The organism is Vibrio cortegadensis (assembly GCF_024347395.1).
GTDB classification, from domain to species: domain Bacteria; phylum Pseudomonadota; class Gammaproteobacteria; order Enterobacterales; family Vibrionaceae; genus Vibrio; species Vibrio cortegadensis.
Genome location: NZ_AP025472.1, coordinates 1824405 through 1845802, shown reverse-complemented (window position 1 = coordinate 1845802; position 21398 = coordinate 1824405). Strand labels below are relative to the sequence as shown.

Genomic DNA, 21398 nt, shown 5'->3' with positions numbered 1-21398 from the left:
TCCTGTTTATGACGCTATTTCCGTCTTTTTCATATTTTTGGGAACAAAAGTGGCCGGTAGTGCTCCAACCACTTACATTTTAAGGGTCTTTTTGAAGAAATTAGATGCCATTTGAGAGCGAAACTTTTATCCTACCAAGGATTTTTTAAGGAAGTTGAATATGATCATCAAACCTAGAATTCGTGGATTTATCTGTACTACAACGCACCCAGTGGGTTGTGAAGCGAACGTAAAAGAACAAATTGCTTATACTAAAGCGCAAGGCCCAATCAAAAATGCACCTAAGCGTGTACTTGTTGTGGGTTCATCAAGTGGCTACGGTCTATCTTCTCGTATTGCAGCGGCATTCGGTGGCGGGGCATCAACGATTGGTGTTTTCTTTGAAAAAGCGGGTACTGAGAAAAAACCTGGTACGGCGGGTTACTACAACTCAGCGGCTTTTGAAAAATGTGCACATGAAGAAGGCTTGTACGCTAAAAGCTTAAATGGCGATGCATTCTCAAATGAAGCTAAACAAAAAACAATCGATTTAATCAAAGAAGACTTAGGTCAAATCGATATGGTGGTTTACTCATTAGCGTCTCCTGTTCGTAAGCTCCCTGATTCTGGTGAGTTGATTCGTTCATCTCTGAAGCCTATCGGTGAGACATATACGGCTACAGCGGTTGATACCAATAAAGATCAAATCATTGAAGCGAGCGTTGAGCCTGCAACTGAAGAAGAGATCAAAGACACTGTGACTGTAATGGGCGGTGAAGATTGGGAACTTTGGATGAATGCGCTTTCTGATGCAGGCGTGCTTGCTGAAGGCTGCAAAACGGTTGCTTACAGCTACATCGGAACAGAGCTAACATGGCCTATCTACTGGGATGGCGCGTTAGGTAAAGCGAAGATGGATTTAGATCGCGCTGCAACGGCATTAAATGAGAAGCTTAGCTCAACAGGTGGTACCGCGAATGTTGCAGTACTCAAATCTGTTGTGACTCAGGCAAGCTCTGCGATTCCTGTTATGCCGTTATACATTGCGATGGTATTCAAGAAAATGCGCGAAGAAGGTGTACATGAAGGCTGTATGGAACAGATTTTCCGTATGTTTAGCCAACGTCTGTATAAAGAAGATGGCAGCGTTGCAGAAGTGGACGATAAAAACCGTTTACGCCTAGATGACTGGGAACTGCGTGAAGACATCCAACAGCATTGTCGTAACCTTTGGCCACAAGTGACGTCTGAAAACCTTAAAGAACTGACGGATTACGTTGAGTATAAAGAAGAGTTCTTGAAACTGTTTGGTTTCGGTGTAGACGGTGTTGATTACGACGCTGACGTAGCTACAGCTATCGATTTTGATGTGATTGATATTTAAGTCGATTAATCAGAAATTACTGGTAATAGAAAAGGCGCTCATTGAGCGCCTTTTTGTTATCTGACCGTTTTGACTTTTAGCTAAGAATAATTAAGAACGTTCCTGCTAAAGTCATCAATATATTGGCGATAGCATAAGTGCCTGCGTAGCCCAATGCAGGAATGGTCGATTTTGCGTACTCATTAACGACATCCATTGCTGGCGCACACGTCCTTGCTCCAATAATGGCACCGAACAACATGGCTCTGTTCATTTTTAAAACATACGCCCCGACTAAATACGCGAGCATCACGGGAACCACACTCACGATGAGTGATAAGCCAATAACTTGAGGTCCAACTTGGGTTAAATGCTCGAACATATTCCCACCGGCACTTAAACCGATCCCCACCATAAAGAACATTAAGCCAAGGTCTTTAACCATGTTCAATGCACCTTGCGGGACATAACCAAAAGTAGGGTGATTGGCTCTTAAGAATCCAAGGGTAATACCGGCAAGTAATAACCCTACTGCGTTACCTAAGCTGAACGAGACCTGCCCAAAGGTCATTGTGACTAACCCGAAGAGTAGGCCTAAAATAAAGAAGCTACAGAATGCAAGTAAATCAGCCATTTGGCTATGTATAGAAATGAAACCAATTTTTTCCGCTAGACCGTGAACTCGGCTCTTTTCACCACTAATTTGTAGGACATCACCTTTAGCGAGAACGATGTCCAAATCCATCGGCATTTCGATTTGAGCCCGCGTTACAAGGTTTAAAAAACACCCATACTCTGACAGGTTGAGATCCGAAAGGCGCTTACCTGCGATACTGTCACTTTTAACTACGATCTCTTCTTCAACCACGCGCAAATCGAGTAAATTTCGATCGAAAACTTCCTTGCCGTTTCTGAAACTAGGATCTAGGCGAGCATGACTATCTGGAAAACCCACTAATGCTATTTCATCACCTTCTTGTAAAATAGCATCCCCATCAGGATGGGCAAGAATGCCATTACGACGAATTCGTTCAATGTAACAACCTGTTTGTCGGTAGATACCAAGCTCACGTAGGTTTTTGCCATCAGTCCAATCAATCAGCTCTTGCCCAACGCGATAGGCTCGAATAATAGGTAAGTAGACCTTACGCTGACTTCCGCCTCCAAGACCGCGCTCTTTTGCGATTTGTTGAGCTGAATCGTGCAAATTCTCTTTTTGAAGCTTAGGCAGTAATTTAGCAAACATTATCATGCTGATTAAGCCAACCAAATACGCCATAGCGTAACCGACTGAAATACTCTCAAGTATCAGTCCGATATCCATATTTCGCGGAATATTCGCCAGTCCGGAATTTAATGCATCCTGAGCACCGACTAAAACGGGTGTTGCAGTCAGTGCACCTGCCATCATCCCGGCAGCTAAACCGAAATCAAGCCCCAAATAATGGCTACAGAAGTAGGTCAAAGAGACAGCGGAGACTAACACCACGAGGCTGAGAATAAGGTAATGCTTACCATCGCGAAAAAAGATGCCGAAGAAGTTGGGGCCAGCTTCAATACCAACGCAATAGATGAAGAGCATGAAGCCGATAGTGAGAGCTTCCGAGTTAAATGAGAAACCAAGGTGACCCATAACAAGTGAAGTGATTAGCACGCCAATCGAGTTACCTAATTGCAAACTTCCAAAGCGGATTTTTCCAAAGGCAAGGCCAATAGCAAGGACAACGAAAATTAAAAGGATGGGGTTTTGCTCTAGTAGTAGTACTACGTCTATATTCACAGCGTTAGCTCAGTTAAACTTGATTTATAAAAGGTATTTAAGAGTGGGGAATTGTAGCGAATAATAAAAAAATGATAAGTGATATTTTTTATCTTTTGCTATTAGCTGACATAACATAACGAAAACAGTGGATATAAAAAACCCGCCTATCAATAGCGGGTTATTTTAGATACTGTGGTTGAGCGATTACTCGTCAAATAGACCAAGGTGCTCTTTAGCGTATGCTTCAAATTCTGTACAACCACCGATATGGTCTTGATCTACAAAGATTTGAGGAACAGTTTCAACTGGCTTACCAACTGTTTTTTCAAGATCAGCTTTGCTGATGCCTTCGGCATGGATATCAACATAGCGATAGTTGAAATCATCACGTTTCGCTTTTAACGTTTCAGCATGCTCTTTTGCACGAACACAGAATGGACAAGCAGGGCGACCAAAGATAACAACAAACATAACTCTCTCCTTTATTTTCTTGAAAGCAACTATGCCTCAATAGCCAAAGGAAATAAAGACAGATTTACCTGTTGTTTCAATAGGTAAAACCTATCAGGCGATTTCGTGAGCAAAACGGTGGTTACAGAAATCGTGAGCTTGACTTGAAACGTCTCATCTCAATTGTGATACGGTGCAAAAAACAGGCAATGCATCGGGATTCTTATCTGCAAATTGCACCAAATCAAATATTTATGCGTATTTAAAGCGCAATCTGTACTGAGTCCATCGAATCGAATTTGAACCTAAATTGTCTATCAACGACGAAATTAGGTAAGCATAAGGATATCGCATGTTTCAATTTATGACGTCAACTCGGATAATTTTTGGTGAGGGGGCGTTACAGTCCTCGCTATCGATACTGAATCAATTTGGCTACAGCGTCTTACTCGTCACGGGTCAAGAGCCTGAGCGTTCCTCCCCCATAATCCAATACCTTAAAAATCAATCAATGCGTTATCAACATGTCGCCATCAATGGTGAACCCAATATTACAATGGTTGAGGAAACGGCGGTATCGGGGCGAAAATTTCAGCCCGATATGGTGGTCGCTATCGGAGGCGGTAGTGTTATTGATATGGGTAAGGCGTTGGCGGCTGTTATTCCAAATCAAGGGGATGTTTATGATTACGTAGAAGTCGTTGGGCGAAATGTACCATTAAAAACGAAGCCAATTCCGCTTATTGCCATCCCCACCACAGCAAGCTCAGGGTCTGAAGTGACAAAAAATGCAGTATTGAAGTCAGGTCAAGATCGAGTGAAAGTGAGTCTGCGCAGCCCTGATATGTTGGCTGATGTCGCTATTGTTGATCCTACGCTTACATATGGAACTGATGCGTACACCTCAGGAAGAGGTGCAATGGATGCATTTACTCATCTGATGGAGGCGTACGTATGCGGGGACCCAAACCCGCTCACCGACATGGTGTGTGAAGAGGGACTTCGTCGATTAAGCCCGTCGATTATTGCGGCCTGCAAACAAGATGATCATAAAGCTCGAGCTGACCTCTCTTTTGCAGCAATGCTAGGAGGGATGGCCATTACCAATGCAAAACTCGGTGCTGCTCATGGGTTAGCCTCCGCTCTTGGTGGAAAGCTTAATGCACCACATAGCGTGATCAGTGGGCGTTTGGCACCGTTTGTTATGAGTGAAAATATCAATGAGGCAAAAGCGGCAGGGCGTAGTGATATCTTAAATCGATATAAAAGAATCGCACAGATAGTCACTGGGCGAACCAACGCTCATATTGAGGACAGTGTGCTTTGGGTGCAAATGGTTCTGGATAAATTAGCACTGCCTCACCTTTCCGAATTCGGTGTTTGCAGTACCTCTTTTGAACAAGTCGCGCAAGACGCATTACAGTCGGTTGCGATTAAAGGAAACCCATTACCTTTAAATGAAGAGAGGCTAATACACATTTTAAATCAAGTTTGTGGATCGGTGTGTGTTTGTGAAACGCAAGACTCAGTCACGCAAGCAAATGTGAAAGTGATTGATTCTATATTGCAGGCTGAGAAATAGTGCTATCAGGGAGCTGGAGGCTAACGGCTTGGAGATAGATAAATTGTAGGCGTACAGTGCAAAGATAAAAAAGTGAGTCTCGACATATTATTGAACATACTAATATGTTGAGACTCGCTTGTGTTAGTCATTGGAATCTTAAAATTGCGACATCTTATCGTAGCGAGAATCTTTAAGAGAATCTTTAACTCGCTTTAAGTTGTCACGAAAACCAGATCCACGACGAAGAGTAAAACCTGTCGCTAGCACATCAATGACCGTCATCTGTACTACACGGCTTGCCATTGGCATATAAACGTCAGTATCTTCAGGTACATCAAGTGAAATAGACAGTGAGCTCGCTTTATCAAGAGGTGAATCTTTTGCTGTAATAGCAATGACAGTTGCACCGTTTTCACGAGCGAGATTCGCAACTTCAACTTGGCTTTTCGTACGACCAGTATGAGAGATAAGGACAATCACATCGTTATCACTGCAATTTATGCAGCTCATACGTTGCATGACAATATCTTCAAAACAAGTGATTGGGATATTGAAGCGAATGAACTTATTCTGTGCATCTTTTGCAACAGCAGAAGAAGCTCCAAGACCAAAGAATGAAATTCGTTTAGCTTGAGTGAGCAAATCCATAGCACGATTTATCTGCATAGAGTCGATGCTATTTTTCGCTACATCTAAACACGCCATTGTCGATTCAAAGATCTTATGCGTGTAAGCATCAGGACCGTCATCTTCTTCAACGTTACGGTTTACATAAGGCGTTCCATTCGCAAGGCTTTGTGCAAGGTGCAATTTAAAGTCTGGGAAACCTTTAGTATCAAGACGACGACAGAATCGGTTAACTGTAGGTTCACTGACATCAGCCATTTTGGCTAGTGTCGCAATACTAGAGTGGATTGCTGTTTGGGGCGACGCCATGATAACTTCAGCTACTTTTCGCTCAGATTTGCTAAAATTTTCTAGATTTTTTTGTATTTTTTCTAATGTATTCATAGTGTTCACGAGGGCGTAGAGAACAACTTGCTGGTTTTTGCCATTACTTCTGAATCAGAAGTTATCATCACTAGCAGAGCTAGGTGAATATTTAATGACAAGAGCAAACCAGCACCATAAAAATAGTATAAACGTAACTGTGCTTAGCCTATAACAAAAGTCGAAACCAATTGGCTAGAATATGACAAACCTCAAACAATATTTTGGGAAAACTACAGAATTGGAGGCTAAGTGGAAAAAAATAGGCTTTTCTAGCACGAGGCTGATGTATTTGTTACACCAAAACGAAATAAATTTTCATTTTGGTGTAATTTCAAATTGCTATTAAGCGAGGATTTCTTGCGTTAATTGCTGAATTTTAGCCATTAATTTAGGTGCTAAAGAGGCGATTTGTCTCTGTTCAACAAGAACCGATTGAAGAATGTCGTGGGTGGTTAATGGGTTTGCCAATACCACTCTAAATACGATGGTATTGAGCTCATCCCATTGCTCAGGATTGAGTTGAGTTCTGGACACAAATGATTTTCCAGTCTCACGCTGCTTCTTCTGAACGAACTTGGTCAGCTCATTGATCAAGTTGTTGAGCTTTTTCTTACTTCCTTTATCCGCAATCAACAAGGCTTGTTTTACGTCTTGAGGAAGATAGCGGTAGGTCAGTAAGCACAGCTCAGGCTGAGAAACTAACTCAAAATCTTGTTGCTGTTGAATAAGCTCTGCGAAATATTGGGCTTTTTCAATACTTTCATTAATTAAAAGTTCGTAACCCGGTCGCCCGATAATATGCATGCTGGCATAAACAAGCATTGCCATACCTGAACGTGAGCCTTCAAGAGTATGACTGCCTAAATCTTTAGAGCCTTTTCTAAGAATATACTGAGCGTGATGTTCGATAGCCATCATTGCGTCAGGATCTTTAAACAGCACCATTCCTGCACCCATTGGAATATAAAGCTGTTTGTGAGCGTCAATGGTGACTGAGTCCGCCTCTTCGATGCCATCAAGCAGCGAACGATGAGAATTCGACATTAACGTTGCGCCACCCCAAGCGGCATCAACATGGAAATGGCAGTCATGTTTTCTACATATAGCAGCCATTTCTTTCAACGGGTCAATATTGCCGGTTTCTGTTGTGCCCGCGACACCAATGGTAGCAAATGGCAATATCTTATTAGCCTTTAGCTCGCTCATTTTTTCATCCAGTGCTTGTGGACAAATTCGGTTGTGGTGATCGGTCTTGATCGCAATAAGACTATCTTGGCCAATCCCAAGAACATCGGCCGCTTTTTTAAGCGAGTAGTGACCACGTTCTGAAACTAAGATGGCTAAACCTTCATAGCCATAGTGTTTCATTGCACGGAATAAGCCCTCTTTTTCGACACCTTTGAATGAACCTTCCGCTCGTAAAGCATTGTTACGTGCAACCCAAAGAGCGGTGATGTTCGCAATGGTGCCACCAGAACAAAACGCACCTAATGAGTGATTCGAACTGTGCATCCATCGAGAATAAAACTTATCTTCTTGCTGATAGATAAGACGATGAAGCATACCCAGAACTTGGCGTTCAAGAGGAGTGAAAGCTTTAGAGGTTTCGATTTTTACCAAGTTTTGGTTTAGCGCAATCATGATCTTAGATAGCGGCATTAAGAAATAGGGCAGAGCAGAGGTCATGTGCCCAATAAAACTTGGAGATGCAGTATGTACAGAATGCGCGACGAGAGAATCTAGCAAGTGTTCAGTATGTTCAGAGACAAACTCAGGTTGCTCTGGGATATGAGCATTAGAAAAATCTTTCTCGATTTCGAGTAATGGCTTCTCTTCCGCGACGATATGTTCACGTAAGAATTGATTAAGATTTTGGGAAAGTTTTTCTTCGATTTGAGTTAACGTTGAATCAGGTCCTTCTGGGACAGTGAAAATTCGAAGTAAGCTTTCGAAATTTACGTCAACAGTTTTTTGTTCCGATACCATAGCAGCTAGTTATTTTTCTATTATTTAAAAGCGCGAGCGAGATAATTTAAACGAAAACGGGAACAATGTCCCGTCTTAATTATGAAAACGAATTTTCCAGCAAATGATGTGGTAAAGAGGATGATAGCCTATTTACATACTGTATTTTCGACGGTTTTGATCGCTTGATTGTACTTGTTTAACGCACTATCAATGTTTTTTGGGTGGCTAAGAAGGTCAGCAAAAGCGGATCTTAACTCATAGTTTTTATCGTGCGGAGTTGATTGGCGGTCATTGAAAGTTGAAGTCGCAATCTTGCCTAGTGCATTGTCATTAGAAGCTAACTCTTTGATATCTTTCTGCTCTAATTGCAACCAAGCTTCAATTGGTTGTTCAGTCGCGACTTTACTCGAATCATTTTTAAGGTAGTAATGAACGGCTGCACGATTAAGTTCGAAGTGATGTTTACGTCCCTCTAAAAACCATTCTCCGACTTCATTTAGATCTGGATATTGAGCTGATGTTAAGTCGACAAGATCTTGATACCAAGTTAGCGAAGCATCAATATAAGCGTCATATTTTCCAGTTAAGCATTGAGTATCAGAAGCTAGACTTATGGTTGAAGAGGAGGCGAGAAGCATTCCGATAATAAAGCGTTTCATAGTGATTCCTTTTGAATTATTTTGATTATTATTTTTTGCGTATTGTAATAGATCTGAATACAAATTCATGCGATCTAGCTAGCAAGTGAAACAAAGAACAACATCATTATTGGGACTAAAATACTTAAAATAAAACCACTTACGATGGCTATCGGAACACATCTGACGCCGCCAGTTGTTTGGATCACGGGTAAGGTAAAGTCCATCGCTGTCGCCCCAGCATAGCCGATAGAGGTGCATGGTGCGCTACGAATAAATAGAGGGATAAGTACTAAAGAGACAAGTTCTCTAAGTAGTTCAATCATAAAGGAGGCCCCACCATAAACCGGGCCAAAAGCATCACCCATTAAAATACCTGCGAGTGAATACCAACCAAAACCGGATGCCATTGCTAGACCACGAGCCATTGGAATGTCCAGAATGAATGAGGCGATAATACCTCCAATCATCGAAGTTCCGACAACCACAAGAGCAATGACCATTCCGTGTTTGTTGAGCAGAATTTGTCGTAACGTTAAGCCACTGTTTCTTAATTGAATGCCAATAAAAAACAGTAAAATAAACAAGATCCACTCACTCGCGGTGTCTACCCAAGATAGGTCGATTGGAAGCAATAACCCTATGATGAGACCGCTACCGACAACAAGAATAAGTTTAAGTGATTCTAGTGCCATACTTGATAGTGGCAACTTAGTATTGGATTGGTCTGTTTGGATAGGCATTAATTTGTCGATCAGAGGAAGCCCTGCCAAGTTACATACGCTTAAGCAGATAAAGAAAGTTCCTGTGAACTGTAAAATGACTTGTAAATTTTCACTGAGATTATCAAGTGCAGCAAGGCTTAATCCCATCAAAGCTAGAATGACATATACTAAATATGAAGTAGCTTTATTGATGACATTTAACACTGACTGTTTTGATATGGAAAATAGATACCCCACCACCAGTGGGGCAAAAATGAAAATCATCCCTGTAAACATTGTTGATTAACCATCCTTGTTGTTTATTTAGAAGCCGCTTGTGTTGATTACATCCTGAATCTTAGATCTGAAAACTTCTTCGCTTAAATTGCTTAATTCATAAAGTATTTCAGCCCCAACGAGATCGAATTCAACTTCATGTTCATCAATATTTTCATCTTCACTTCTAAACATCAATAAATGATTAGATATTCGAGCGATATCGAGGTAAGAGACATTGGAGTGCTCGGCAGAAGAAGGTTCATTTGATGCGACTTCAATAAAATCAACGTCGAAGCCCCAACGTTTTAGCACCTGTTTGCTAGTAATAGCACATCGACTTTGGAAGATCTGCATCGCAAGGTCTTGATCCAAATAATTGCCATTTTCTAAATAGTGATGGTACTCATTAACCAAGCAAAATAGGCCAATATCCGCAAGAAGCCCAACCAGTAGTGCTTTCTCGTGTTCTAAATTCGAATGTTGATCAGGAGCTCGGCGTTTGAATTCGTTGGTTACTAGTACCATCGTTGCCCCGAGTTCGCGAGAAACATGAGCACTTTGAGATAGAATCGCGCTGCATTCGTTGGTGAGATTGACGCTATGCTTGAGCTGTTCAATCGCTTGGGCGGTAACGATATCTCTTACTCGTAAGATGCCTAGTCGAGATACCGCAGTCATCAAGTCATGGCAAGTGATATTACGGCGGTTAAAAACAACAGAATTAGCGATACGAATTACAACCGCAGTTAACCCTGGGTCTTCCAGCAAACACTCTGCAATTTCTGAAATACCTGTCGCTTCAAAAGTACATAATTGTTGGATTTTTAAGACCACATCTGGGATTGGAGGAAGAGATATCTTTCCTGAACTAATGGATTGCTCGACAAGCTGAGCAAATTCAGTTTCTAACCCTTTAAGAAGCTGTGATTCATTGTGCGGTAACCAGTAAAAAGAGAGGTGTTCCATAGAGAAAAGTACCGAAGGCTTTATATGAACACAGTGTACCTTTAACGCTTGGTTTAACGCAATAGAATGAGAAGCAAATTAAGTATTGTATCAATAATTAGGATGGTGTTTTTTTTGTATCGTGTTAGAGAAACACTGCATTGATTTAATATGTAATGTGCTTGTTATCACATTTATAGGCCGTTGAGATTTGTTTGATGTGAGCTGTGACCAGACTTAATTTGTTTTGTTAAGTATCATTGGTACCCATAATAGCATCTATGCTAAATAATAATTATTATACAACTAATTGATTTATAAAATTTTTCGCGAAAATTACAAGCTGCTATCTGGTGATCATAACTAATCGGGGTAATTCAGATTAAGGATCAATAGATATGACAGGGCACAATTTTTATAATTATATAGAGCAGTTTGGTACTTCCCAAAAACGTTCTATGTTTGGTGGTATCGGCCTCTTTATGGATGAGGCGATGTACGCACTCATCAGTAATGACTCTATCTTTATCCGTGGTGGCCATGAACTCGACGAAAAACTGAAAGTGCTAGGTTGCGAGAAGTATCGCCATGTTAAAAAACAGACGACCGCAACAGTAAACTATTATGACATTACTCACTTATTTACAGCGGATCATCGTGAGCTACATTCAATCGTTGAAGAGTCTATTAATTACTCCGTTAGGCAAAGAAATTACCAAAAATCATCCGCGAGCCGTCGTCTTCGAGATCTCCCTAACATGCAATTAACCCTTGAAAGAATGGTGAAAAAGGCCGGTGTCGATGATGTTTCTACATTTATGGAATTGGGTGCTTCTGACGTCTTTCGTAAAGTTAAAAAAGCGTATGGGAATGATGTTGATATCAAATTGCTATGGAAATTTGCAGGGGCCATTGACGGAATTCATTGGAAGTTGATTCAAGAGCCAAGAAAACGCCAGTTATTAGAGTTTTGCGAATAAGATCAGTAGACAAAAAATCGACGAAAAAAAACCGAGGACACTTCCTCGGTTTTTTTATAACAATTGTATATGGCAAACACGCTGTTTAAATCAATAACGATGTAAAGCTTGTCGTTATTTAAAACTTTGTCGTTATTTAAAACTTAAAGCGTGTTGTGAACATCGCTTGGTCGCCGTAGAAATCATTAATTCGAGCTTCTGCGCCAACAGAGAACAATTCTGTTGAATGGAACCTAACGTAAGCTGAAGCAATCCAATCATCGTTATCATCAATAGATACGTAACCACCACTGCCACCAACTTCAAGTTGTGGACCAAGCCATTGACGCACTCCTAGGTTTAACTCCATGCCAACATCTGCACTGCTTTTATCACTTGGCTGTGCAACGCGCATTAACATAGAGCCGGTCATATCAGCCCAATTGTTGATTGGAGCATGAAAGCCGAAACCAACAGCGGAATCAAAGTCACCGTCAAATTCAGAATCGATACGGCCAATAACGTGAGCATTTGGGTGCACAGATTTACTCATAGCGGCACCGAATGTAACAGGGCTTGCGCCAATACGAGCTTCTAAGTAATCATAGCTAAAGTTGCTCATTGATTGGTTTGGATCTTCTTGTGCAAGAGCGTGGTTTGATGCCAGCAACAATGCTGCTGCAAGTAATGTTTTGCGCATAATAACGGTAAACCTTTATCGAGTTAAATCTTTGATTTAAAGCTAATCTCTAAATCGTCAAATTATTACCTGACATTTTAATGCATAAAAAGAAAAGGTCATCATAAAAAATGTCATTGTTTTGTCGTTTACTCAAAAAACTAGCAAATAAAGTGCCACTTACCCTAATAATGTCACTATTCTCCAAAGTTAATGCGATTTTCAGCAATAGCATTAAATATCTTTTCAGTGTTTAAAGCCGATGCCCAAGACATTAGATTATCATCATGCTTGATCATGTAATCAGTTAACTGCTCGATTAATGTTTCTCGAAGTTTATCTCCGTACCATGGTTTGGCGATATAGAAGTCTAAGCATGAGTGGTTAACCGCTTCAATCGTATCTTCGAGACCAGCTTGCCCAGTGAGTAAAATTTTACGCGCATTTTTGGTCTGCTTATTTTGGTTCAGCTCGATCAAGAAGCTGATGCCTGTCTGCTCTGGCATGATGTGGTCACACAAAATAAGAGCAAGCTTAATACCTTCGTCGGACATTTCTTGGATAACATTACGAGCTTCAGAAACAGATTCAGCACCTTCCACAACAAAGCTATCTTCGAATGGAGCAAGATCTTGTAACACACTGTCTAGAACTTCTCTTTCATCATCGACACATAAAATAAGATATTTATTCATGGCTTACTCCTTACTCTGATTTCGATGGATTATTACTGGCGATGAGCCGTTGATCGACTGGTAACCAAACTTTCATATGAGTGTACTGATTAGGAACGGAATCGACTTCGATCCACCCTTTGTGTGCGGTGAGAATTTGTTGGCAAACGGATAGACCAATACCGAGCCCAAAGTTTCCTTCTTTTTTTGTCGTGTAGTTTAATTCAAAAATTTTTCTCTTCTGCTCTTCAGGGATCCCACTGCCGTTATCTTTAAAGTTGACAGTAACGTAGTGGTTCCCATTTCTGGCGCACTGCTCAGTTGATATCTCAAGTATGCCATTCTCGGGGAATGCATCGATCGCATTAGAGATTAAATTCGTCCATACCTGCTGTAAAGCGATGGGTTGGCAAAAAACCGGAGCGATATTTTGATACTCTTTTATAAGGGTATGCATTTTGAGGCGGTTTTCGAATATCACTAAAGTGTCTTCTATACCTTCATGGATATCAACGGTATGGTTGGTTTCATCATCAGGCCGTGCATAGCCCTTCAAACTCTTGACCATATCCGCAATACGTTGAGCACAGACATGAACAGAGCGTAACGTTGAACCAGTAAGGTGGTACTTTTCTAGTTGGTTGAGGGAACTAATACTCTGGGCATTTTTGTTGCTCAAAGATTGCACGAAGTCTTCGTCTTGATCTAATTTCAGCTGGACTAATTTTTTGGCAATAAGACGATCGCCCACTCGTTCCTGTATCTGCTTAGCTTGTTCTCTGACTTGGGAAGTGGACATGGGGTGTGACAGCATCGCTTGATTGAGCACTTCGGCGCCTTTGATGTGTATATCTTGGCTTGATTCTAATTTAACTAACTCATCAATATTCTTCGCTAACGTCTCCGCTCCTCGCAAAATCGCCGCGACAGGGTTATTTAATTCGTGGGCAACCCCAGCAACAAGCTGACCAAGCATGGCCATTTTTTCACGTTCGATTAATTGTTGATGAGCGGACTCCAACGATTCCAGTGTTTTTTGCAACTCTAATTTAGTGTTGATGCTGCGTTGAAGCCTACGGTTGAAATGCCTAAGTAGTAGATTAGTAAATAATGGTAACAAACTACTGTCGGAGTGCATCACTTGAGCGAATACATCACGTTCGAGTTTAATCACTTGAGTTTTTGTCAGCGTAATGGCTGTAGAAAATGAGTTTTCGCCAGTAACAAAAGACATACCACCGACAAGGTTGCCTTTTGAGTGTCGAACTACCTCGCGCTGCACGCCTAAGTCATCTTTCTTATATAGTGCCACTTCGCCTTCAGTGATAAACCACAGGAATCGGTTCTCTTCACCTTCTTTTGTCAGTAGGTGATCGGGAGAATAAGTTCGGCATGCATGGTGTTCATCTTGTTGTTCGAAAAATAGACCTAAGGCACCAATAACCTGTTCGGCTAACTCACTATCGGATAAATTATGAAAATCATGAATGAAACCCGCTCGATAAGATTGCATTTTGTTTTCAATGTGAGTCCTTAATATTTTCTGTTGGTCTAAGACTTGGCTATAGTGAAGTAAATCCTCTTTTTCGTGTGACAAAATAAACGTTGTCAGCTCTTTTTGCGCGGTTTTGTAAAGCACCTTGTCTTGCAGCGGTTTCGTTAGGCAGTGATCCAAACGTCCTTCATTGACCGCAGATAGAATTGCTTGAATGTCACTACTGCAACTGACAAGAACCTTACGAGCTTGCTGCGTATGAGTTGATTTATCCAGTTGAATGAGAAAATCAACGCCATTGAACTGAGTATGGTGGCTTGCAATGACCAGTGCGACCGATTGCTGTTGTTCTTTAAGGTAGGTGAGGGTCTGCTCTGCTTCTTCGATGGTATCTGCGGTGTGGATATCGAAGCGATGAGCAAATGAGGCCAGCTCCGAACGAATCTGTTCGATGCTGATAGGGTTATTGTCTAAACATAAAACAGCATAACGGTTCACTCTATACCCCACATAATTAACACAGCAATAATTTTACAAATATATACTGGCAATGTAGCAATAAACGAAATTATTGATTGAGAGCTAAGTATTAAAAATAGTCTCTGAAAACAGCAATAAAACAATACAGTGACGTAACTCAATGTTTTCTCATTTGAAAACATAGGATAGACTGGATTCATAAACTCAGAAGGTTAGAAGACAATCCATGAAAGAATTAAGAAAAATAGCTGCAGTTGGCGGTGCAATTTCGTTAGCGTTATGTTGGCCTTTAGCGGTTGGTCAAATTGGTAAAAATGTTATCACTGATGGGGTCGAGCACCTCAATTCAGCGTCGATTCAAGCGGAAGTGGTTGAGTATGATAGAAGTTACTTCTCTTCACGTGTTTTAACTCGTTACCAAGTAACCGACCCTGTGCTTATTGAGCAATTGGAAGCTGATGGGTTACCGTCTGAATTTTTAGTTAAGAGTGAAGTTGAGCATGGATTGGTGAGCTTAAATGCAGTATCAACAATCGATGGACTTGAAGAACTGCCTCTTACACTTTCCACCACTACACAGCTTAATGGTAATACAGAATTTTCATTGGATTTAGAATCATGGAATCACCAAACCGCTGGTGAAGGTGCCGTTTCTATCGCTGTTGCAAAGTCAGAAATTACAGGAAGTGCGAGTGTTCTGGGGCAGTTGACATATCAGTTGGATATCCCCTCTATACAGCTGAATTTTGCTAATGGCGAGCAAGTGGCACTCTCTGGCATATCAGGCGACGGAGATGGTAAGCAAGCTCAAGGATATTGGTTAGGGACTCAGCAGTATAATATTGATACTTTTGTTGTGAATGCTAACAACGCTCAGCCAATGTTCAGCATGGATGACTCGACGTATCAGTTTGAGTCATCTATTGATGATAAAACGCAACGCCTAAGCAGCAAAGTGCTTTTAGATATCTCGAAAATGATGACAGTTGATGGTGTGGTGAATGATTTAAGTGTTGATTTCGAATTGGCGAAATTGGACATTCATTCATTTGAGAAAATTTTTGAGCTAATTCAGACTAACCCCGAGTTGACTGAAGAAGACGTTCAAGCGTTGCTCCCTGCTGTTGATACGCTTTTTGCTAAAGGCTTTGATATTTCGATGAATAAAGTGTCACTGAAGCTTGGAGAAGGTGAATTTCAGTCTCAGTGGTTAATGACGGTACCTGAAGGTACTGAAAATGTATCACAAAATCCTGGCGCTTTAGTTCCTGCTTTAACTGGTAATCTAAATACGTATTTTTCGAATGAACTCGTGACTGAGTATCCATTTATACAAGAGGGTATTGATGAATTGATCGTGATGGAAATGATCACTCAAACGGATACTGGGTATGAAATTAAAGCGGAATTGAATGATGGTAATTTAGTTTTCGAAAATGGCCAGCAAGTGCCAGTTTTCGCGCTGCTAATGCCTGCATTAATGGGCCAAGCAGCGAAGTAAACTGATAAATCATGCAGTTAGTGAAGAAAAGAGGTCTGAAGACCTCTTTTCTTGCTTTTTAAGTGAAGCAAAACATGGTATTTGTTAACTAACCACTACAAAACAAGAATGAGCAGGAGCAATAAAATCATGGAGCCGATTACGGACAATATTTTTAACTTTAGTGCAGGCCCAGCGGCGTTACCTAAAGCAGTGATGCAGAAAGCACAAGCGGAGTTCATCAATTGGGGCGGCTTAGGTACGTCTGTGATGGAAATAAGCCACCGCAGCAAACCCTTTATTAAAGTTGCTGAAGAGGCAGAACAAGATCTGCGTGACTTGTTGAATGTTCCAGACAATTACAAAGTTTTGTTTTGCCAAGGTGGTGCTCGAGCACAATTTGCTGCGGTTCCAATGAATCTACTAGGGCAGTCGAAAACGGCGACTTATGTCGATGCAGGCTATTGGGCTGAAAGTGCTATAGCAGAAGCGAACAAGTATTGTGAGCCAGATGTCTTTGTTGCCAAAACAGAGAAAGAGGGCAAAGTAGCCGTTCTACCTGCAAGTGAATGGCCAGTCGCAACTGATGCGGCTTATGTGCATTTCTGCCCAAACGAAACCATCGATGGCATTGAAATTAATGATTTGCCTGTCACTGATAAACCGATCGTGGCTGATATGTCATCGACGATTTTATCGCGCGAAATCGATGTTTCAAAATATGGTGTTATTTACGCAGGCGCGCAGAAAAATATCGGCCCTGCTGGTCTGTGTATTGTGATTGTTCGTGATGATCTGTTAGATCTTGCTGCTCAAGCTCTACCAAGTATTTTGAACTACAAAGTGTTGGCTGAAAAAGATTCCATGTACAACACGCCGCCGACCTTTGCTTGGTATTTATCAGGTCTGGTTTTCAAATGGCTGAAAGAGCAGGGCGGTGTGAAAGCGATTGAACAAGTAAACCGTGAGAAAGCGGCACTTCTTTATGCTTATATTGATCAATCACCGTTCTATAAGAATGATGTTCATGCAGACAATCGTTCATTGATGAATGTGCCCTTCCAACTGCTTAAACCTGAACTTGATAGCAAGTTTCTTGAGTTAGCAGAAGCTTCAGGGCTACAAGCTCTGAAAGGTCACCGAGCGGTTGGTGGTATGCGAGCTTCGATTTATAACGCAATGCCGCTTGAAGGCGTTAAAGCCTTAGTCGATTTCATGGCATCGTTTGAAAGTGAATATGCTGATTAACTGATTAGGAAAAAGCTGCCTTCGTCAGTTGTTTTGTATGTCGCTTTCGAAATAACAGCTCTGCTTATACAAGAAACCCACTAAAAAGTTAACTTCTTAGTGGGTTTCTTTGTTTGTAACCGATTTATTTATAAATCCAAGCCTATAGCGTCTGGCAAAGTTGGTAATAACGACCTTTTTGCTCAATTAATGACTGGTGATGTCCGTGTTCCACGATCTGACCATGCTCAATTAAACATATCGAATCCATGCTATCGAGTTCGACTAGGCGGTGGGTAATAAACAGTACGGTTTTGTTGGCAAAATGCTGCTTAAACAGCTGCATAATGTTTTTCTCAGTTTGTTTATCTAGCCCTTCTGTTGGCTCATCCAAAAGAATGATCGGCGCATCATGTAACAGTGCTCGCGCAATACCAATACGGCGTTTTTCACCACCAGAAAGTTGTCTACCACCGTCACCTAACCAAGCCTCTAAACCTAGACCTTCATTAAGTGATTCTAGCCCCACGCTGTTAAGTACAGTTGCTAATTGTTCATCTGTTGCATCCGGTGATGCCATGATGAGGTTGTCTCTCAAGCTGCCGTTGAGTATGTCAACTCGCTGGCTTACAACGCTTATTGCTTCTCGCAGTTGACCTTCACTCCATTGAGTCAGCGCTTGGTCAGCAATACTGATTGCACCTTGCTGCGGGTCCCAGTAACGGGTAAGCAGTTGAAGCAGAGTCGATTTACCAGAACCTGTTTGTCCTACAATCGCGACCTTGTGACCTGCAGGTATGGAGAGCTCGACACTATTTAGGACATTTTTGTCGCTGTCTGGGTACGCAAAAGTGACATTATTGAAATGAATACCGTAGTGTCCTGAGTGCTTAATTTCTTGTTCTGAAAATTGAACATCTGGCTTTGCAAGAATAACGTCATTTAATCGACGAGCAGAAGTGAGAGTTTGACCTAAATGCTGAAATGCACCTGCGATTGGCATTAACAGCTCGAAACTTGCCATAGTCGCAAATGCCATCAGTGCGATAAGAGGATCGGGTTGATTACCACCGACACCATCCGCTGCAAGCCAAAGCATAAGAACCAGAGCCCAACCATTAACTAGCATTAATAAAGCGGTCGCAAGGCCACTTAAGTTCGCATTTACAAACTGATTTTTAATCAACTTCGTTTGAGCCAAAGTGATCGCCTGTCTGTAGCGCTCTTCTGCTCCAAATAGAGTCAACTCACTGTAGCCTTGTAACCAATCTAAGGCGGTAATACGTAGGTCAGCTTTATTTTGTGTCAGTTCCGCCCCATTCTGTTTGCCTAATTTATAGAACAATATCGGCCATAAGATAAGAGCAATAGCTAAGATTGCACCTAAAGTAAGACCAAGAGTTATATCAAACCAGCACAAAAATGCTGTCAAACAAGCAATGCCCACAACACCAATAGTAACAGGGCTGATTAAGCGCAGATAAACATGATCCATCGCATCAACATCTGCAACCAATCGGTTTAGAAGGTCAGCGTCTCGCAGGTTGGAAACTCGGCCGGGAATTAATGGTGCAAGCTTTTGAAAAAAGAAAATGCGCAGATCAGTCAGTAGTTTGAAGGTCGCGTTATGGCTGACAACACGCTCACCCCAACGTCCAGCAGTTCGACCCATGGCAAAACCACGAACGCCACCGCCGGGCAGCATATAGTTAAATGTTTCTCTGGCGATGGTTAACCCTGCAATCGCCGAGGCGGAGATAAACCAACCAGAAAGGGTTAGCAGGCCAATAGAGGCGAACAGAGTTGCAAACCCAAGCAACATACCTAGCGAGAGACCAAACCAATGCTTTTTATACAGCTTTAGATATGGGAGTAAATCACGCATCTAAATTCCCCTTATCATTATGTTGAGCGAGGTTTGCACTTAGCATCTCGGCAAACAGTCCGTCTTGTTGTTGCAGTTCTTGATAGCTGCCAGATTGAACAACTTGACCTTTTTGCATCACTAGAATCTGATTAACGCTGCGCAAAGGTTCTAACTGGTGAGTAACCATGAGAGATGTGGTCGATTCCGTGTATTTCTCTATACCCTGCATCACTAACTGCTCACTACGAGCATCTAAACTCGCAGTAGGTTCATCCAGTAACCAGAATGATCCATTTTGTAGCATTGCTCTTGCTAAGGCGATCCGCTGGGCTTGTCCTACCGATAACCCACCTGAACGATCGGATATTGGGTAATCTAAACCATGTTGATTGACAAATTCGGCAGCGAAGGCATTTTCAATCACGGCATGAACGTCTGAGTCAGAGATATTATGCTTACCTAGGGTTACGTTGTCACGAATTGTCCCGTGGAGTAACAATGGGTTCTGTCCAATCCAACTAATCTGTTTGCGCCAATGGGTTAGGTCGAGTTCTTTCATTTCAACGCCATTCACTTTCAGGCTACCTTCATAAGGCATGAAACCGAGAATCGCATTGATCAAACTCGTTTTACCCGCACCACTTGGGCCGACCAGCGCGGCGGATTGGTTAGATGCAAGAGTGAAGGATATCGGGCCGACCAGTTGAATGCCTTCCGGGCTAACCACTTTTAGATCGTGAGCAACAATCTCTATTTTCTCTGGTTGAGCGAGTAGGGTATTACCTGATTGGATCTTCGTAATATCTGTTTCTAGGAACTCAACAATACTTTCAGCCGCACCAACTGCTTGTGCTTTGGCGTGATAAAACGTGCCTAGGTCGCGTAGTGGTTGGTAAAATTCAGGCGCAAGGATCAGGATAAATAAGCCAGCGAATAGGGTAACGCCTGCACCATAATGGCCGAAATTCAATTCACCAATGTAGCTAAAGCCAAAGTAGACGGCAGTAATAGCAATCGAGATAGAAGTGAAAAACTCTAGAACGGCAGAAGATAAGAATGCAATCTTCAAAACGTCCATTGTACGAGTACGGAATACTTCAGATGCCCCTTTAAGAACTTCAGTTTCTGCATGAGTCCGGTTGAACAGACGAATCGTCGTCATCGATTGTAATCGGTCATAGAAATGACCAGACAGACGTTGCAAGGCTTTAAAATTCTTACGGTTTGCATCGGCTGCTTTCATTCCAACTAATGCCATGAAAAGAGGCACCAATGGGGCAGTAATCAGAAAAATTAATCCTGCTGCCCAGTTAACAGGGAACACGACAATTAAGATCACGAACGGGATGAGCACCGAGAGCGACATTTGCGGCAAATAGCGGGCGAAGAAATCTTGCATATCTTCAACTTGTTCCAGCAGCAGTGTTGCCCACGTTCCCGCTGGCTTTCCTTTAATATAGGCTGGTCCAAGTTCCCTGAGTTTATCGAGTATGAGCTGCCTGATATAAACGCGGATCTCTTCTCCACATTTAAACCCGGCAATTTCTCGTCCCCAAGAACAAGCAGCACGCAGCGCTATCATCAGCGCTAACCCTGCAAAGTGAGGCAGTAACTCATATTTATCTGTGTGGTCGATAATCAGTTGTTGAAGTATGGAGGCGAGTAGAGCGGCTTGAGCCAATAAAAACACGCTTGATACTACGCCAAGGCCCACGGCAATCATAAGCCAGCGTTTGGCTAACTTACTCTGTTGCTTGAGCCACTTATTCAAGTCGCGTTGCTTTTTCTTATCCATTTAGAAGGCTTAATGATAATTATTATGAAGTTATAGCGAGGTAGTATACAAAGAAAAGCCCAGTGGATATACCACTGGGCTTTAGGGTTTTACGACA

Annotated in this window: 17 protein-coding genes; 5 read left to right on the top strand and 12 right to left on the bottom strand. The window is 41.9% G+C overall.

What is annotated here, in order from left to right; genetic code table 11:
• Positions 1-160: 160 nt before the first annotated feature.
• Positions 161-1363: an enoyl-ACP reductase FabV gene (gene fabV, locus OCV39_RS08720; RefSeq protein ID WP_017054540.1), complete on the top strand. Its 1203-nt coding sequence runs from the start codon at positions 161-163 to the stop codon at positions 1361-1363.
• Between the two features lie 76 nt (positions 1364-1439).
• Here fabV and OCV39_RS08715 read toward each other — a convergent pair whose 3' ends face one another.
• The gene (locus OCV39_RS08715) at positions 1440-3122 is read right to left on the bottom strand and encodes an aspartate:alanine antiporter (protein ID WP_017054539.1); all 1683 of its coding nucleotides are present in this window, start codon (positions 3120-3122) and stop codon (positions 1440-1442) included.
• A 186-nt stretch (positions 3123-3308) separates the two neighbouring features.
• Positions 3309-3575: a GrxA family glutaredoxin gene (locus OCV39_RS08710; protein WP_017054538.1), complete on the bottom strand. Its 267-nt coding sequence runs from the start codon at positions 3573-3575 to the stop codon at positions 3309-3311.
• A 331-nt stretch (positions 3576-3906) separates the two neighbouring features.
• Between OCV39_RS08710 and OCV39_RS08705 the strand changes: the two genes are divergently transcribed.
• Complete coding sequence (locus OCV39_RS08705) at positions 3907-5136, top strand: iron-containing alcohol dehydrogenase (protein ID WP_261888308.1); 1230 nt, start codon at positions 3907-3909, stop codon at positions 5134-5136.
• Positions 5137-5274: 138 nt separating this feature from the next.
• Here the strand turns inward: OCV39_RS08705 and OCV39_RS08700 are convergent, their stop codons facing one another.
• The 5 genes from OCV39_RS08700 to OCV39_RS08680 all read right to left on the bottom strand — a co-directional run bounded on the left by OCV39_RS08700 (position 5275) and on the right by OCV39_RS08680 (position 10666).
• Positions 5275-6129 (bottom strand): MurR/RpiR family transcriptional regulator, encoded by an 855-nt coding sequence (locus OCV39_RS08700; protein ID WP_261888307.1) that lies wholly within the window; start codon positions 6127-6129, stop codon positions 5275-5277.
• Positions 6130-6453: 324 nt separating this feature from the next.
• Positions 6454-8097, bottom strand: coding sequence for a pyridoxal-dependent aspartate 1-decarboxylase PanP (gene panP, locus OCV39_RS08695; protein WP_261888306.1), 1644 nt, complete (start codon positions 8095-8097; stop codon positions 6454-6456).
• A 128-nt stretch (positions 8098-8225) separates the two neighbouring features.
• Positions 8226-8738: a hypothetical protein gene (locus OCV39_RS08690; RefSeq protein WP_261888305.1), complete on the bottom strand. Its 513-nt coding sequence runs from the start codon at positions 8736-8738 to the stop codon at positions 8226-8228.
• A 74-nt stretch (positions 8739-8812) separates the two neighbouring features.
• A complete protein-coding gene (locus OCV39_RS08685) occupies positions 8813-9718 on the bottom strand; it encodes a lysine exporter LysO family protein (RefSeq protein WP_261888304.1) in 906 nt (301 codons plus the stop codon).
• Positions 9719-9745: 27 nt separating this feature from the next.
• Positions 9746-10666 carry an HDOD domain-containing protein gene (locus OCV39_RS08680; protein ID WP_136993804.1) on the bottom strand — a complete coding sequence of 307 codons (921 nt, stop codon included), beginning with the start codon at positions 10664-10666 and terminating at the stop codon, positions 9746-9748.
• Positions 10667-11043: 377 nt separating this feature from the next.
• Between OCV39_RS08680 and OCV39_RS08675 the strand changes: the two genes are divergently transcribed.
• A complete protein-coding gene (locus tag OCV39_RS08675; RefSeq protein WP_261888303.1) occupies positions 11044-11625 on the top strand; it encodes a TfoX/Sxy family DNA transformation protein in 582 nt (193 codons plus the stop codon).
• A 136-nt stretch (positions 11626-11761) separates the two neighbouring features.
• Here the strand turns inward: OCV39_RS08675 and OCV39_RS08670 are convergent, their stop codons facing one another.
• From OCV39_RS08670 to OCV39_RS08660, 3 genes are all read right to left on the bottom strand, one after another.
• Positions 11762-12304 (bottom strand): hypothetical protein, encoded by a 543-nt coding sequence (locus OCV39_RS08670; RefSeq protein WP_261888302.1) that lies wholly within the window; start codon positions 12302-12304, stop codon positions 11762-11764.
• Between the two features lie 176 nt (positions 12305-12480).
• On the bottom strand, positions 12481-12978 hold the full coding sequence (locus tag OCV39_RS08665) for a response regulator (RefSeq protein ID WP_136993805.1): 498 nt from the start codon (positions 12976-12978) through the stop codon (positions 12481-12483).
• Positions 12979-12988: 10 nt separating this feature from the next.
• Positions 12989-14950, bottom strand: a complete 1962-nt coding sequence (locus tag OCV39_RS08660) for an ATP-binding protein (RefSeq protein ID WP_261888301.1) — start codon at positions 14948-14950, stop codon at positions 12989-12991.
• Positions 14951-15158: 208 nt separating this feature from the next.
• Here OCV39_RS08660 and OCV39_RS08655 point away from each other — a divergent pair, with 208 nt between their 5' ends.
• Both OCV39_RS08655 and serC read left to right on the top strand, forming a co-directional pair.
• Positions 15159-16433 carry a DUF945 family protein gene (locus tag OCV39_RS08655; RefSeq protein WP_261888300.1) on the top strand — a complete coding sequence of 425 codons (1275 nt, stop codon included), beginning with the start codon at positions 15159-15161 and terminating at the stop codon, positions 16431-16433.
• A 129-nt stretch (positions 16434-16562) separates the two neighbouring features.
• Complete coding sequence (gene serC / locus OCV39_RS08650; protein ID WP_017054526.1) at positions 16563-17660, top strand: 3-phosphoserine/phosphohydroxythreonine transaminase; 1098 nt, start codon at positions 16563-16565, stop codon at positions 17658-17660.
• Between the two features lie 142 nt (positions 17661-17802).
• Here the strand turns inward: serC and cydC are convergent, their stop codons facing one another.
• Together cydC and cydD are read right to left on the bottom strand one after the other, a co-directional pair.
• Positions 17803-19524 (bottom strand): heme ABC transporter ATP-binding protein/permease CydC, encoded by a 1722-nt coding sequence (cydC, locus tag OCV39_RS08645; protein ID WP_261888299.1) that lies wholly within the window; start codon positions 19522-19524, stop codon positions 17803-17805.
• Positions 19517-21301: a heme ABC transporter permease/ATP-binding protein CydD gene (cydD, locus tag OCV39_RS08640; RefSeq protein ID WP_261888298.1), complete on the bottom strand. Its 1785-nt coding sequence runs from the start codon at positions 21299-21301 to the stop codon at positions 19517-19519. Before cydD ends, cydC begins: the two co-directional genes overlap by 8 nt.
• Between the last annotated feature and the right edge of the window lie 97 nt (positions 21302-21398).

Bases quoted from the DNA above. Each gene is read 5' to 3' on its own strand.
- cydC (WP_261888299.1), bottom strand. From the start codon at position 19,524: ATGCGTGATTTACTCCCATATCTAAAGCTGTATAAAAAGCATTGGTTT.
- OCV39_RS08675 (WP_261888303.1), top strand. From the start codon at position 11,044: ATGACAGGGCACAATTTTTATAATTATATAGAGCAGTTTGGTACTTCC.
- OCV39_RS08700 (WP_261888307.1), bottom strand. From the start codon at position 6,129: ATGAATACATTAGAAAAAATACAAAAAAATCTAGAAAATTTTAGCAAA.
- OCV39_RS08705 (WP_261888308.1), top strand. From the start codon at position 3,907: ATGTTTCAATTTATGACGTCAACTCGGATAATTTTTGGTGAGGGGGCG.
- OCV39_RS08710 (WP_017054538.1), bottom strand. From the start codon at position 3,575: ATGTTTGTTGTTATCTTTGGTCGCCCTGCTTGTCCATTCTGTGTTCGT.
- cydD (WP_261888298.1), bottom strand. From the start codon at position 21,301: ATGGATAAGAAAAAGCAACGCGACTTGAATAAGTGGCTCAAGCAACAG.
- panP (WP_261888306.1), bottom strand. From the start codon at position 8,097: ATGGTATCGGAACAAAAAACTGTTGACGTAAATTTCGAAAGCTTACTT.
- fabV (WP_017054540.1), top strand. From the start codon at position 161: ATGATCATCAAACCTAGAATTCGTGGATTTATCTGTACTACAACGCAC.
- OCV39_RS08665 (WP_136993805.1), bottom strand. From the start codon at position 12,978: ATGAATAAATATCTTATTTTATGTGTCGATGATGAAAGAGAAGTTCTA.
- OCV39_RS08680 (WP_136993804.1), bottom strand. From the start codon at position 10,666: ATGGAACACCTCTCTTTTTACTGGTTACCGCACAATGAATCACAGCTT.
- OCV39_RS08685 (WP_261888304.1), bottom strand. From the start codon at position 9,718: ATGTTTACAGGGATGATTTTCATTTTTGCCCCACTGGTGGTGGGGTAT.
- OCV39_RS08670 (WP_261888302.1), bottom strand. From the start codon at position 12,304: ATGCGCAAAACATTACTTGCAGCAGCATTGTTGCTGGCATCAAACCAC.
- serC (WP_017054526.1), top strand. From the start codon at position 16,563: ATGGAGCCGATTACGGACAATATTTTTAACTTTAGTGCAGGCCCAGCG.
- OCV39_RS08655 (WP_261888300.1), top strand. From the start codon at position 15,159: ATGAAAGAATTAAGAAAAATAGCTGCAGTTGGCGGTGCAATTTCGTTA.
- OCV39_RS08690 (WP_261888305.1), bottom strand. From the start codon at position 8,738: ATGAAACGCTTTATTATCGGAATGCTTCTCGCCTCCTCTTCAACCATA.